Consider the following 14,052-nt stretch of genomic DNA (forward strand, 5'->3'; position numbering starts at 1 on the left):
TTGTTGAATTTATATACCTTTTGATTATAAATGAAAAAAAATTCTTTTCTTTGTCTGTAAATAAGTTTCTGTTTATGAAGACAAAAGTAGAATGTTTGGAATTATTGCATAATTACTTTCAGAATGTGGCTAAGCATTATGGCATTGTAAGAATGGGGCTTTTTGGCTCAGTTGTCCGCAATGAACAAACGGAAAGTAGCGATATCGATATTGTGTATGAAGGTAAGCCTGATATTTTATTGCGTAGTCGAATGAAACAAGAATTGGAAGCTTTGTTAGGTTGTAAGGTAGATATAGTCCGTTTGCGCAAACAACTTTCAGGTTCAGCTTTTGAAAAGAGCATTTCTAAAGATTTGATTTATGTTTGATAAAGATCGGATATTAAGTTTGTTGGACAGAATAGAAGATTCGATTCTTCTTATTCAGAATAAATCAGGAGAAATAATTGATTCGGATGATTTTTTATTAACTCAGGATGGAATGTTTATTTTAAGTGGTATTTGCATGCAATTAATATTTATAGGGGAAAGTGTTAAAACAATTGATTACAAAACGAATCATGAGTATCTGAAAAATTATCCATGTATACCTTGGACTGAAATCATGGGTTTACGTGATATCATTGCTCATGAATATCATAAAATTGATGAAGAGGAAATATTTAATGTCATTAAAAATGATATACCTTCTTTACTCCATGAAATCCAAAAAATGAAGCAGGATTTAATAGATTCTTAGTAAGTAAAAAGGCTCGCTCCGTTTGATAATCTTATGTTGAAGGATTTAGCGGAGCGAGTTTTTTATTTTAAATGTAATTCCTGACGGTCTATTCTTTTATTTGCTTTTTCAATATCGGATAAAGTAATTCCGCGTATCGCATAAAACCTAAGTCTGTAAAATGGATGCCGTCTACGGTTGCTTCCGCATCGTGCCCTATCATGTCTTTGGAAGATAACATATAGATGTTCTTCTCTCCCCGTTGTTTTAGAGAACGGAAAATCGCATTGATCTCGTCATTTTTATCCTTTACCTCTTTCGCTATCTGCTGGTCGAAACGGGTATGGGTGAATATGGGATCTTCTACAAAAAGGATTGGCGTGTCCGGATGTTTTTCGCGGATAATGGAATAGAACTTAACCGCCCGCTCTTTCATCTGGTCGACACTCGCGTTTGGAACAAAATCCAATATGAACATCGAAGCGTCCACTCCGGAAATCAACTCTGCTATTTCCAAATCTAATAGGGCATTACCACTGAATCCTAGATTAATACATTCACGGTTTAGCCAACGGGACAGAATATTGGTGTGTGCCATACCCGGACGATTGGCACATCCTCCCTGAAGAATGCTGCTGCCGTAAAATACAACGGGTTTTTCTCTTACCGGCAGGTTTACTTTCGGTTGTGTGATTTCTGCTAATGAATCGATGCCTATACTCAAAGACACAGTTCCGTCGTATAATGGCAGATATAGCATATATTCCCGTTCTTCCGGTTTCATATTGGAAATGATAGTTGCCGTATTGTCTTTTCCTGTTGGACGTCCGCTATTAACGAATATCCATTTTCCGTCCTGTAAACAATAAAGGTCGAGACCTTTTGTGCCGGTTGGAGTCATGTGGTTCATGGCATTATTGTTTAATACTTCCCACTTTGCGGCTATGGTTGTGGAGTTGGAATGGAAGCGAATAGCAAGTCCGGCACTGTTTTGCCCTAATTCCCAGACAGGCCCTCTTGATATGTTTTTTAAAGATTCAGGCAAACGGCTGTAACGTGTGTAAGTATCAGGTGTAGCCTTGCCTAAAAGAGGAAAAACGGATGCGTCATGGTAAACGATCTGCCCTTTTATCGAAAGAGATAGAGATAAGAGGAATAATGAAATTAAAATAACAGGAGTTTTCATATGTGTATTGTTAATAAAATATTGTTTCAAAGGTATAAAATAGAATACGAATCTCCAATATCTTACTTTCATAATAATTCCTTACCTTTGTATTTCAAAAAGAAATCACAAAGTATGGAAAAGCATTTTAAAAGAACGCTGATAACTACGGCTTTGCCGTATGCTAACGGACCTGTACATATTGGCCATCTTGCCGGAGTATACGTGCCTGCCGATATTTATGCACGTTATCTTCGTCTTAAAGGAGAAGACGTTTTAATGATAGGTGGCTCGGACGAACATGGTGTGCCTATTACATTACGGGCTAAAAAAGAAGGTATTACTCCGCAGGATGTAGTGGATCGTTATCATGGTATAATCAAGAAGTCTTTTGAAGATTTCGGCATTTCGTTTGATATCTATTCCCGTACGACTTCGGCAACACATCACCAAATGGCGTCGGATTTTTTCCGTACTTTGTATGATAAAGGCGAGTTCATCGAGAAAACGAGTGAACAATATTATGATGAGGAAGCGAAGCAATTCCTTGCGGATCGTTATATTACTGGAACATGTCCGCATTGCGGTAATGAAAAGGCTTATGGCGACCAATGTGAGGCTTGCGGTACTTCTTTGAGCCCTACCGATCTGATAAATCCGAAATCGGCTATTAGTGGAAGTGAGCCTGTAATGCGTGAAACAAAGCATTGGTATCTGCCTCTTGATAAATGGGAACCCTTCCTGCGTCAATGGATTTTGGAAGAGCATAAAGAATGGAAACCTAATGTATATGGTCAATGTAAAAGCTGGCTGGATATGGGATTGCAACCTCGTGCGGTAAGCCGTGACTTGGATTGGGGAATTCCTGTTCCGGTAGAAGGGGCTGAAGGAAAAGTGCTTTATGTTTGGTTTGATGCTCCTATTGGTTATATCTCTAATACAAAAGAATTGCTGCCTGATAGCTGGGAAACCTGGTGGAAAGATCCCGAAACGAAAATGATTCATTTTATCGGAAAAGATAATATTGTATTCCACTGTATCGTATTTCCTGCCATGTTGAAAGCGGAAGGTTCTTATAATCTGCCGGAAAACGTACCGGCTAATGAGTTCCTGAATCTGGAAGGAGATAAAATTTCTACATCACGTAACTGGGCGGTATGGCTGAATGAATATTTGGTGGATATGCCAGGTAAACAGGATGTGTTGCGTTATGTCCTGACTGCCAATGCACCGGAAACGAAGGATAATGATTTCACTTGGAAAGATTTTCAGGCACGTAATAATAATGAGCTGGTTGCTATTTTAGGTAATTTTGTAAATCGGGCTTTAGTACTTACGGATAAGTATTTTGAAGGAAAAGTACCTGCTGCCGGAGAGTTGACAGATTATGATCGCCAGACGCTAAAGGATTTCGAAGATGTAAAGGCGAATGTGGAACGTTTGTTGGATACTTTCCATTTCCGGGATGCGCAGAAGGAAGCAATGAATCTGGCACGAATCGGTAATAAGTATTTGGCGGATACTGAACCCTGGAAGTTGGCTAAGACCGATATGTCCCGCGTAGCTACCATTATGAATATCGCTCTGCAGATTACGGCAAACCTGGCTATAGCATTTGAACCGTTCTTACCGTTTAGCATGGAAAAGTTGAATAAGATGCTGAATGTAGAACCGCTTGGCTGGAATCGGCTGGGGGCAACTGACTTATTGGTGGCTGGTCATCAATTGGGAAAAGCAGAGCTTTTGTTTGAAAAGATTGAAGACAGTGTAATTGAAGCTCAGGTTCAGAAATTGCTGGATACAAAAAAAGCAAACGAAGAAGCTAATTATAAGGCAAAACCGGTACGTGAGAACATTGCTTTCGATGATTTTATGAAATTGGATATTCGTGTAGGAACTATATTGGAATGCACTAAAGTTCCGAAAGCCGATAAGTTATTGCAGTTCCGTATTGACGATGGTTTGGAGAAACGTACCATCGTTTCGGGTATTGCTCAGCATTATAGCCCGGAAGAACTGGTAGGAAAGCAGGTTTGTTTTATTGCTAATCTGGCTCCTCGCAAACTGAAAGGCATTGTTTCGGAAGGCATGATCCTTTCTGCGGAAAATTTTGACGGAAAATTGGCTGTTATTACTCCTGAAAAAGAAGTGAAACCGGGTAGCGAGGTAAAATAATAAGTTGTATATTGCGTTCGTATAATAAAAGTATTAAGAAATAATGTCTGGAAAACAAATAGAAATGGTCGACCTTCAATCTCAATATTTTCGTTTGAAGGACGAGATTGACAAAGCTATTCTTGCTGTCAACGAGAGTTGCGCTTTTATTAATGGTCCGCAAGTAAAGGAGTTTGGTACTCATCTTGAGACTTATTTGAAGACTTCGCATGTCATTCCGTGTGGAAACGGAACTGATGCTTTGCAAATAGCATTGATGGCTTTGGGATTACGGCCTGGAGATGAAGTCTTGGTGCCTGCCTTTAATTATGTGGCTGCCGCAGAAGCAGTCGCCTTATTGGGTTTAGTTCCTGTGATGGTAGATGTTGAACCTAGAACGTTTAATATTAGTCCCTGGCAGATAGAACCATGTATTTCACGACGCACAAAAGCTATTATTGTTGCACATTTGTTTGGGCAGGCTTGCGATATGGAAACTATTTTGAATATTGCAAAAGCTTATCACTTGTATGTAATAGAAGATAATGCCCAATCACTTGGAGCTGATTATATTGATAAAGATGGAGCGCTTAGAAAGGCTGGTACTTTAGGACATATCGGTACGACTTCTTTTTTTCCGTCTAAACCATTGGGATGTTATGGAGACGGAGGAGCCATAATAACAGCCGATCGACGTTTGGCAGAACGTATCCGTATGATTACCATGCATGGACAGGAGAGTAAATACCATCATAAAGTGATAGGATGCAATTCCCGTTTAGATACGATTCAAGCGGCTATACTGGATGTGAAGTTGAAGTATCTGGATGAGTTTAATGCCTACCGGATTAAATTGGCTATTCGTTATAATAAAATGCTTGCATCTTGTAAATATCTTAAAATACCGCAGAAATCATCTTTCTCATCACACATATACCATCAATATACTCTTATAATAAAAGATGGAAAGCGTGATTTCTTCCAGCAGTATTTAAGGGAGAAAGGCGTTCCTTCAACAGTTTATTACCCACTGCCGTTACAAGATCAGGATGCGTTTAAAGGCATAGCTTTTATGCCTACTAAACCGAAGGTGGCATCTGATTTATGTAAATCGGTTTTGTCTATTCCGATTCATACGGAGATGACGAAAGAGGTGCAGGATTATATTATAAAGACTGTACAGGAAGCCGATCAATTGGCTTGATAAAGGTAGGAAATGAAACAAAAGAATAAAATCCGTTTTGCAGTAGTTGGCTGCGGCCATATCGGTAAGCGCCATGCGGAAATGATTTCACGTGATGAAGGTGCGGAATTGGTTGCATTATGTGATATCCGGCCAAAAGAGGAGTTGGGGATAGAAACTTATGATGTTCCCTTTGTACAAAGTTTGGAGCAATTGCTGGAGTCTGATCTGGATATAGATGTTATTAATATATGCACCCCTAACGGCTTGCATGCATCCATGGCGATTTGTGCTATTGAATCCGGGCATCATGTAGTTATTGAAAAGCCAATGGCATTGACTTTGCCCGATGCCGAAAAAGTGGTTTATACTTCTCTGAAATACAGTAAACAGGTGTTTTGTGTCATGCAAAACCGTTATTCACCTCCTTCCGTATGGATCAAGGAAATGGTAGAATCCGGAAAACTCGGTAAAATCTATATGGTGCAGCTGAATTGTTTTTGGAATCGAGACAATCGCTATTATAAACCGGACGGATGGCATGGTGATGCGACTCTGGATGGTGGAACTCTGTTTACCCAGTTCTCGCACTTCATAGACATAATGTATTGGCTGTTTGGCGATATATGTAATATCCAGGCTCGTTTTGCCGATTTTAATCATAAGGAACTGACCGCTTTTGAAGATTCTGGTTTTGTAAATTTCCAGTTTGTGAACGGTGGTATGGGAAGCCTGAACTATTCTACTTCTGTGTGGGATAAGAATATGGAAAGCAGCATGTTGATCGTTGCAGAGAACGGAAGTGTTAAGATTGGCGGACAATATATGAACGAAGTGGAATATTGCCATATCAAGGATTATACAATGCCGGAATTAGCGCCAACTAATCCGGGTAATGATTATGGCCCGTATAAAGGTTCTGCTCAGAATCATAATTTCGTTATCCGTAATGTCGTTAATGTCTTGTCAGGTGCGGAGGCCATAACCACTAATGTTTTGGAAGGAATGAAAGTGGTAGACATTATCCAACGTATCTATGCGTTGAAATAATAGAAACATCCTGATCATTTTTATAAAACATCCCGATGATTTTTTGAAATCATCGGGATGTTTTATATTATCTCTATGAGAATAGATTTACTGGAAAAGCATAGAAAATTGGCGAAATCTGTTATAACTCAGTCTGAATTGGAAATACACCTTGACCTAAATTCTTTCCATTCAAATAATGAAAGCCATAAAACAGATAAATAACTACTATTTTATGAATTTTAATCTATCCAAATTCCTATCTTTGTGGCAGTTTTGTCGCACCATATATGGGAGTGACGAGCCTTTGGTGTATCTATATGGCAGCTTTGCGCATAAATAAATGAGGAGGAATAATATGAAACAGATTTTGGTTACCGGTGGTGCCGGATTTATTGGCTCACATCTTTGTGAACGCCTTCTGAAAGAAGGGAACAATGTAATATGCATGGATAACTATTTCACCGGGCGAAAGCGAAATATTGTTCATTTATTAAACAATCCTTATTTCGAATTAGTTCGCCATGATATAACATTTCCATATTATGTTGAAGTAGACGAAATTTATAATCTGGCGTGTCCTGCTTCACCTGTTCATTATCAGTTTGACCCCGTAAGTACTTTAAAAACGTCTGTTATCGGTGCTATTAATATGTTAGGGTTGGCAAAACGTGTTAAAGCGCGTATCTTGCAGGCTTCCACCAGTGAAGTGTATGGTGATCCTATTGTGCATCCTCAGCAAGAAAGCTATTGGGGAAATGTTAATCCGATAGGGCTTCGCTCTTGTTATGACGAAGGCAAGCGCTGTGCCGAAACACTGTTTATGGATTACCATCGCCAAAACAACGTGGATGTAAAGATTATCCGTATATTCAATACATATGGTTCAAATATGCGTCCGGATGATGGCCGTGTGGTTTCCAACTTTATCGTGCAGGCATTGAAAGGTGAAGACCTTACTATCTACGGTGATGGAACACAAACCCGTAGTTTTCAGTATGTGGATGATCTGGTAGAAGGGATGATACGTATGATGGCGACAGAGAATTTTACCGGCCCGGTTAATTTAGGTAATCCGGGTGAGTTTACTATGTTGGAACTGGCCGAAATCGTTATTCGTATGACGGGTTCTAAATCCAAAATTACTTTTATGCCGTTACCGTCCGATGATCCGAGACAACGTAAGCCCGACATCACTCTTGCAAAAGAAAAGCTAAACGGTTGGGAACCTAAAGTAAAATTAGAAGAAGGTTTAAAACCTACCATTGAATATTTCCGTAATTTGTAATCGAAAAAATCTTTATATGAAAATCGCTATAGTAGGAACGGGTTATGTAGGCCTTGTCAGTGGTACCTGTTTTGCAGAAATGGGTACTGAAGTTTTTTGTGTGGATGTTGATACCAAAAAGATAGAAAATCTGAATAACGGTATTATGCCTATTTACGAGCCAGGTCTGGAAGAAATGGTAAATCGCAATAAAAAAGCAGGTCGCCTTCATTTTACTACAGATTTGACCGAATGCCTCAATGAGGTGGAAGTTGTATTCAGTGCTGTTGGAACACCTCCTGACGAAGACGGTAGCGCCGATTTAAAATATGTGCTGGAAGTAGCCCGTACAGTGGGACGTAATATGAATAAACACCTTTTAGTCGTTACTAAAAGTACCGTTCCGGTTGGTACGGCAAAGAAAGTACGTAAAGCTATTCAGGAAGAATTAGATAAAAGAGGATTGGATATTGCTTTCGACGTAGCGTCTAATCCTGAATTTTTAAAAGAAGGAGCTGCCATTAAAGACTTTATGAGTCCGGATCGTATCGTTGTAGGCGTGGAATCCGAACGTGCGAAGGAGCTGATGACTCGATTATACCGCCCATTTCTATTAAATAACTTTCGCGTAATCTTCATGGACGTCCCTTCTGCGGAAATGACTAAATATGCAGCTAATGCTATGTTGGCTACTCGTATTAGTTTTATGAACGATATAGCAAACCTTTGCGAGATTGTAGGAGCCGATGTCAATATGATCCGTAAAGGAATCGGAACAGATGACCGTATCGGTCACCGTTTTCTGTATGCCGGATGTGGCTATGGGGGGTCTTGTTTCCCTAAAGATGTAAAAGCATTGATAAAAACGGCAAATAAGAATGGATATCCGATGCGTATTCTTCAGTCGGTAGAAGATGTAAATGAAGATCAAAAATCTATTCTTTTCCGCAAGTTGGAAAAACAATTCAAAGGAGATTTGAAAGGTAAACGCGTTGCCATTTGGGGATTAGCCTTCAAACCGGAAACAGACGATATGCGAGAAGCGCCTGCGTTAGTTATCATAGAAAAATTGTTGGAAGCCGGTTGCAAAGTATGTGCTTATGATCCGGTAGCCATAGACGAATCCCGTCGTCGGGTAGGAGATACAATCCGTTATGCAAAAGATATTTACGATGCTGTTGTTGACGCTGATGCCCTGTTACTTGTTACCGAATGGAAAGAATTCCGCATGCCTTCCTGGGCAGCTGTTCATAAATTAATGGCAAATCCGTTGGTAATAGATGGTCGAAATATTTATGATATCAAAGAAATGGAAGAATACGGATTTGAGTACCATTGTATAGGGCGATGAAAGATAAATATTAAATTAGTACGTAATAATCCGGACCAATTCCCGATTGGTTATTGTTTTAATTTGCAATTCGCTGAGAAACAGTATGTGGTGGAAAATTTCCACCGCTTTCAATCGCTTAAATTTTCAACTATGGAACCTCGGGCCTTTACCGAAAAAGGCCTCTATATGCTCGCCACTATTTTAAAGAGTGAGCGTGCAACCCAAACAACAATTGCTATTGTTGAAACATTTGCCAAACTAAAAGAGCTTTCTCGTACTGTTTCTGCTTTATCCGAGGCAAACGAACAGGGACAAAAAAACTTGATGCAAAAAGGCAGCGAACTTATTGCCGATTTACTGGATGACGAACAGAAAGTAACAGATTCCGAAACAACAATCGAATTGAATCTGGCAGTGTTGAAGGTAAAACATACGGTGAAACGGAAGGCGGAGAAGGAATAAGTAAAATACCCATAATGACAAAAGAAGTTCTTTTACATCTACTTCAAGAAGGAGAATGTTTTCATCTGGAAGCGAAAAAGGCGGAAAGAGACCTTCCTGCATCCATCTGGGAAAGTTATTCTGCCTTTTGTAATACGGATGGAGGAATAATTTTATTAGGGGTATCCGAAGATAAGAAAAAGAATTTATCTGTAACAGGTATACAGGATAGTAGTAAGCTCATCCAAAACTTTTGGAATCAGATAAATAATAAACAAAAAGTAAGCGACAACCTATTATTTAATCATCAGGTATATCCGTTTACTATTGATGATAAAGAAATTATAGTTATTGAAGTTCCTCGTGCCGATCGTCATTATAAGCCTGTTTTTATCAGTGATAATCTTTTTACAGGAACTTATCGAAGAAATGCAGATGGTGATTATCGTTGTTCCCGGGAAGAGATAAATTTTGGATTACCGGGAGGTGGAAGATGAAAATCGTTGGACAGACCGTGTGTTTTCTTCCTCTGGGGATTGGTCTGGAAACCTGTTTGATTTTTATTTTAAGATAATTGATCGTCTGACATCCAGTGTGAAGGTCCCGTTTAAATTGCAGAATGGGCTTGATAGGATAGATGAAACATCAGCCCACGAGGCTTTGCGTGAAGCTCTGGCAAATGCTTTGATTCATGCCGATTATTATGGACGGCGTGGTGTAGTGGTTGTAAAAGATAAAGATAAATTGGTTATTTCAAATCCCGGAACACTCCGGATCACGTTGGACGAGGCATTGGAAGGAGGCGTTAGTGATCCGCGCAATACAGTTATATTTAAGATGTTTGCCATGGTCAATGTCGGAGAACGAACAGGAAGTGGCTTGCAGAATCTTCGGTATGTGTGGAAGGATATGGGATTGCCGGCACCTCGGTTGGTGGAAAAATTTTCACCTGATCAGATCTATATAGAGATACCATTTACAAATGGAGATTCATTTTCGTTATTGGAGAGTGAAGATGATTTCCACAAAGGTATGGTACGTGAATCTCCTGTTTCATATAGAAGGGTCCCCGATAAGGTCCCCGATAAGGTCCCCGATAAGGTCCCCGATAAGGTCCCCGATAAGGTCCCCGATAAGGTCCCCGATAAGGTCCCCGATAAGGTCCCCGATAAGGTCCCCGATAAGGTCCCCGATAAGGTCCCCGATACCCTTACCGACAATCAGATTCGGATATTGGAATTATTATCTGAAAATAACCGGTTGTCGATGATGGAATTATCAGAGAAAGTAGGTATATCTAAACGTAAGATATTAGATAATATCAACAAGCTGCGGGATCAAAATTTGATTCAGCGTCTTGGTGATAATAGGACTGGATATTGGAATGTCCTTATAAAGTAATCAAATGGAAGAAAATGGTTTTGAGTACCATTGTATAGGGTGATGAAAGATAAATATTAAATTAATATATGCACCAAAATCTTAATTATGAAAAAAAAGAAATCGTTTAATTCCGGAAGGTAGAGGAGCGGATTATTATTGTAAGACCAATGGGTATTACTGTTAAAAATAATCTAGGTAAGTTCCCAAGAGGTTATGTTATTGAGCTAAACAACAATGATTTAATTGCTTTGCGGTCAAAAATTTTGACCGCAAATTGATAAAAAATGAGAACTGTTCTTAAAGCTTTCACTGAAAGAGGCCTCTATATGCTCGCCACCATCTTAAAAAGTGAGCGTGCAACCCAAACGACAATTGCTATTGTTGAGACATTTGCCAAACTAAAGGAAGTCTTCTATACTGTTTCTGCTTTATCCGAGGCAAATGAACAAGACCAAAAGAGCCTGATGTAAAATAGCAGCAATGATTATTATTTATTGATAGATAAGATAAATAATATTATATAATTGAAAAAATAATAAATATAACCACTGATAATAATAATTTGAATGTTAATTTCTTTTGTAATTNCCGGGAGGTGGAAGATGAAAATCGTTGGACAGACCGTGTGTTTTCTTCCTCTGGGGATTGGTCTGGAAACCTGTTTGATTTTTATTTTAAGATAATTGATCGTCTGACATCCAGTGTGAAGGTCCCGTTTAAATTGCAGAATGGGCTTGATAGGATAGATGAAACATCAGCCCACGAGGCTTTGCGTGAAGCTCTGGCAAATGCTTTGATTCATGCCGATTATTATGGACGGCGTGGTGTAGTGGTTGTAAAAGATAAAGATAAATTGGTTATTTCAAATCCCGGAACACTCCGGATCACGTTGGACGAGGCATTGGAAGGAGGCGTTAGTGATCCGCGCAATACAGTTATATTTAAGATGTTTGCCATGGTCAATGTCGGAGAACGAACAGGAAGTGGCTTGCAGAATCTTCGGTATGTGTGGAAGGATATGGGATTGCCGGCACCTCGGTTGGTGGAAAAATTTTCACCTGATCAGATCTATATAGAGATACCATTTACAAATGGAGATTCATTTTCGTTATTGGAGAGTGAAGATGATTTCCACAAAGGTATGGTACGTGAATCTCCTGTTTCATATAGAAGGGTCCCCGATAAGGTCCCCGATAAGGTCCCCGATAAGGTCCCCGATAAGGTCCCCGATAAGGTCCCCGATAAGGTCCCCGATAAGGTCCCCGATAAGGTCCCCGATAAGGTCCCCGATAAGGTCCCCGATAAGGTCCCCGATACCCTTACCGACAATCAGATTCGGATATTGGAATTATTATCTGAAAATAACCGGTTGTCGATGATGGAATTATCAGAGAAAGTAGGTATATCTAAACGTAAGATATTAGATAATATCAACAAGCTGCGGGATCAAAATTTGATTCAGCGTCTTGGTGATAATAGGACTGGATATTGGAATGTCCTTATAAAGTAATCAAATGGAAGAAAATGGTTTTGAGTACCATTGTATAGGGTGATGAAAGATAAATATTAAATTAATATATGCACCAAAATCTTAATTATGAAAAAAAAGAAATCGTTTAATTCCGGAAGGTAGAGGAGCGGATTATTATTGTAAGACCAATGGGTATTACTGTTAAAAATAATCTAGGTAAGTTCCCAAGAGGTTATGTTATTGAGCTAAACAACAATGATTTAATTGCTTTGCGGTCAAAAATTTTGACCGCAAATTGATAAAAAATGAGAACTGTTCTTAAAGCTTTCACTGAAAGAGGCCTCTATATGCTCGCCACCATCTTAAAAAGTGAGCGTGCAACCCAAACGACAATTGCTATTGTTGAGACATTTGCCAAACTAAAGGAAGTCTTCTATACTGTTTCTGCTTTATCCGAGGCAAATGAACAAGACCAAAAGAGCCTGATGTAAAATAGCAGCAATGATTATTATTTATTGATAGATAAGATAAATAATATTATATAATTGAAAAAATAATAAATATAACCACTGATAATAATAATTTGAATGTTAATTTCTTTTGTAATTCCTGTTTATCGAAATGAGAATGCTCTGATTCTTACCTACCGTAAGGTTAAAGCTGTCCTTGAAAGGGATTTGTCACAATATGAATATGAATTCATATTTGTAAATGATGGATCTGATGACAACTCTTTGGATGAATTATTATCTCTTCGACAACAGGATAATAAAGTTCAAGTAATATCTTTCTCTCGTAATTTTGGACAGGTAGCGGCAATGATTGCTGGATATAAATACTGTCGAGGAGATGTACTTGTTAGTATGTCTGCAGATTTACAAGATCCGGCAGAAAATATAACTAAAATGATCCGTAAATGGGAGGCTGGTAATGAAATTGTTATTTGCCATAGGATTCAACGGAATGATGGTTTAGGTGCGAGAATTGGTTCTAAAATATTTTATAGTTTAATGCATTATGTTTCACCTCGAATGCCTAAAGGAGGATTTGATTTTTTTTGTTTAGATCGCTGTGTTGTGGATTGTTTAAACAAAATAGATGAACGAAATCGATTTCTTCAAGGGGATATATTATGGATGGGGTATAATATAGTAATGATTCCTTATGAAAGAGTAAAACGTGAAATAGGAAAATCTCAATGGACATTAAGAAAAAAGGTAAAGTTATTTATTGATTCTCTTATTGCGATGTCTTATTTACCTATACGTATTATGTCTTTGTTGGGGATAATCGTTTCTTTAATAGGATTTATTTATAGTGCAATTGTTTTTATTGGTTATTTCTATAATGAAACACCATTTAAAGGTTGGACTCCTATTATGATGGTTATTTTAATAATAGGAGGATTATTAATGCTAATGTTAGGGATTATAGGAGAGTACCTTTGGCGTATTTTGGATGAAACCCGAAAAAGGCCTTTGTATATAATCAAAGAAAAATATTTGAGTGAAGATAGTTGTAAGTAAAAAACTTTTTTATTGTTTTATAAAGTATGGGATTGTTGGTAGTTTAAATTTCTTGTTTACAACAATTGTATATTACCTTATGTTAAAGGTTGTAAACTATTCCATTGCATTTTCTATTTCTTGGTTATGTGGTGTGATTTTTACATATTTTATTAATTTATATTGGGCTTTTAAGCCCGAAGAAATCATTAGTTTTAAACGGAGATTTTCCAAATATTTGATGGTTTATATTTTATCTTTTGTCATTAACCTAGTACTATTGTACTGTGGGGTTGAATTACTAGATTTTAATCCTTTTTATTGTCAATTCTTTTTAATTCCGATCATTGTTTGTCTGAATTTTATCGGTATAAGGTATTGGGTCATGAAATAACTAAAATAGG

At 38.2% G+C, this 14,052-nt stretch carries 15 protein-coding genes and 1 pseudogene; 15 read left to right on the top strand and 1 reads right to left on the bottom strand.

What is annotated here, in order from left to right; genetic code table 11:
* Positions 1–74: 74 nt before the first annotated feature.
* Both C1721_RS06295 and C1721_RS06300 read left to right on the top strand, forming a co-directional pair.
* Positions 75–368 (top strand): nucleotidyltransferase family protein, encoded by a 294-nt coding sequence (locus tag C1721_RS06295; protein ID WP_102407608.1) that lies wholly within the window; start codon positions 75–77, stop codon positions 366–368.
* Positions 361–738: a HepT-like ribonuclease domain-containing protein gene (locus C1721_RS06300; RefSeq protein ID WP_102407609.1), complete on the top strand. Its 378-nt coding sequence runs from the start codon at positions 361–363 to the stop codon at positions 736–738. The genes C1721_RS06295 and C1721_RS06300 overlap by 8 nt, the downstream gene beginning before the upstream one ends.
* Positions 739–826: 88 nt before the next feature.
* Here C1721_RS06300 and C1721_RS06305 read toward each other — a convergent pair whose 3' ends face one another.
* A complete protein-coding gene (locus tag C1721_RS06305) occupies positions 827–1,903 on the bottom strand; it encodes an SGNH/GDSL hydrolase family protein (protein ID WP_102409277.1) in 1,077 nt (358 codons plus the stop codon).
* Positions 1,904–2,017: 114 nt separating this feature from the next.
* Here C1721_RS06305 and metG point away from each other — a divergent pair, with 114 nt between their 5' ends.
* The 13 genes and pseudogenes from metG (at position 2,018) to C1721_RS16530 (ending at position 14,042) form a co-directional block, all read left to right on the top strand.
* Positions 2,018–4,057 (top strand): methionine--tRNA ligase, encoded by a 2,040-nt coding sequence (gene metG, locus C1721_RS06310; protein ID WP_102407610.1) that lies wholly within the window; start codon positions 2,018–2,020, stop codon positions 4,055–4,057.
* Positions 4,058–4,100: 43 nt separating this feature from the next.
* Entirely contained in the window at positions 4,101–5,240 is a 1,140-nt protein-coding gene (locus C1721_RS06315; RefSeq protein ID WP_102407611.1) for a DegT/DnrJ/EryC1/StrS family aminotransferase, read from the top strand.
* A 12-nt stretch (positions 5,241–5,252) separates the two neighbouring features.
* Positions 5,253–6,269, top strand: coding sequence for a Gfo/Idh/MocA family protein (locus tag C1721_RS06320; RefSeq protein ID WP_102407612.1), 1,017 nt, complete (start codon positions 5,253–5,255; stop codon positions 6,267–6,269).
* A 337-nt stretch (positions 6,270–6,606) separates the two neighbouring features.
* Entirely contained in the window at positions 6,607–7,536 is a 930-nt protein-coding gene (locus C1721_RS06325) for a UDP-glucuronic acid decarboxylase family protein (RefSeq protein ID WP_102407613.1), read from the top strand.
* A 16-nt stretch (positions 7,537–7,552) separates the two neighbouring features.
* Positions 7,553–8,866 carry a UDP-glucose dehydrogenase family protein gene (locus tag C1721_RS06330; protein WP_102407614.1) on the top strand — a complete coding sequence of 438 codons (1,314 nt, stop codon included), beginning with the start codon at positions 7,553–7,555 and terminating at the stop codon, positions 8,864–8,866.
* 12 nt (positions 8,867–8,878) lie between these two features.
* A pseudogene (locus C1721_RS06335) lies at positions 8,879–9,310 on the top strand (ORF6N domain-containing protein); the annotation flags it as partial.
* Positions 9,311–9,324: 14 nt separating this feature from the next.
* Entirely contained in the window at positions 9,325–9,786 is a 462-nt protein-coding gene (locus C1721_RS06340) for an AlbA family DNA-binding domain-containing protein (RefSeq protein WP_102407616.1), read from the top strand.
* Entirely contained in the window at positions 9,761–10,690 is a 930-nt protein-coding gene (locus C1721_RS06345) for an ATP-binding protein (RefSeq protein WP_102407617.1), read from the top strand. Before C1721_RS06340 ends, C1721_RS06345 begins: the two co-directional genes overlap by 26 nt.
* A gap of 266 nt (positions 10,691–10,956) precedes the next feature.
* Positions 10,957–11,142 carry a hypothetical protein gene (locus C1721_RS06350; RefSeq protein ID WP_102407618.1) on the top strand — a complete coding sequence of 62 codons (186 nt, stop codon included), beginning with the start codon at positions 10,957–10,959 and terminating at the stop codon, positions 11,140–11,142.
* A 125-nt stretch (positions 11,143–11,267) separates the two neighbouring features.
* Positions 11,268–12,182: an ATP-binding protein gene (locus C1721_RS06355; protein ID WP_159063543.1), complete on the top strand. Its 915-nt coding sequence runs from the start codon at positions 11,268–11,270 to the stop codon at positions 12,180–12,182.
* A gap of 266 nt (positions 12,183–12,448) precedes the next feature.
* The gene (locus C1721_RS06360; protein WP_102407618.1) at positions 12,449–12,634 is read left to right on the top strand and encodes a hypothetical protein; all 186 of its coding nucleotides are present in this window, start codon (positions 12,449–12,451) and stop codon (positions 12,632–12,634) included.
* Positions 12,635–12,730: 96 nt separating this feature from the next.
* On the top strand, positions 12,731–13,669 hold the full coding sequence (locus C1721_RS06365; RefSeq protein ID WP_102407620.1) for a glycosyltransferase family 2 protein: 939 nt from the start codon (positions 12,731–12,733) through the stop codon (positions 13,667–13,669).
* A complete protein-coding gene (locus C1721_RS16530; RefSeq protein ID WP_102407621.1) occupies positions 13,650–14,042 on the top strand; it encodes a GtrA family protein in 393 nt (130 codons plus the stop codon). The genes C1721_RS06365 and C1721_RS16530 overlap by 20 nt, the downstream gene beginning before the upstream one ends.
* Positions 14,043–14,052 lie beyond the last annotated feature (10 nt).

Source organism: Parabacteroides bouchesdurhonensis (assembly GCF_900186615.1).
GTDB lineage: Bacteria > Bacteroidota > Bacteroidia > Bacteroidales > Tannerellaceae > Parabacteroides > Parabacteroides bouchesdurhonensis.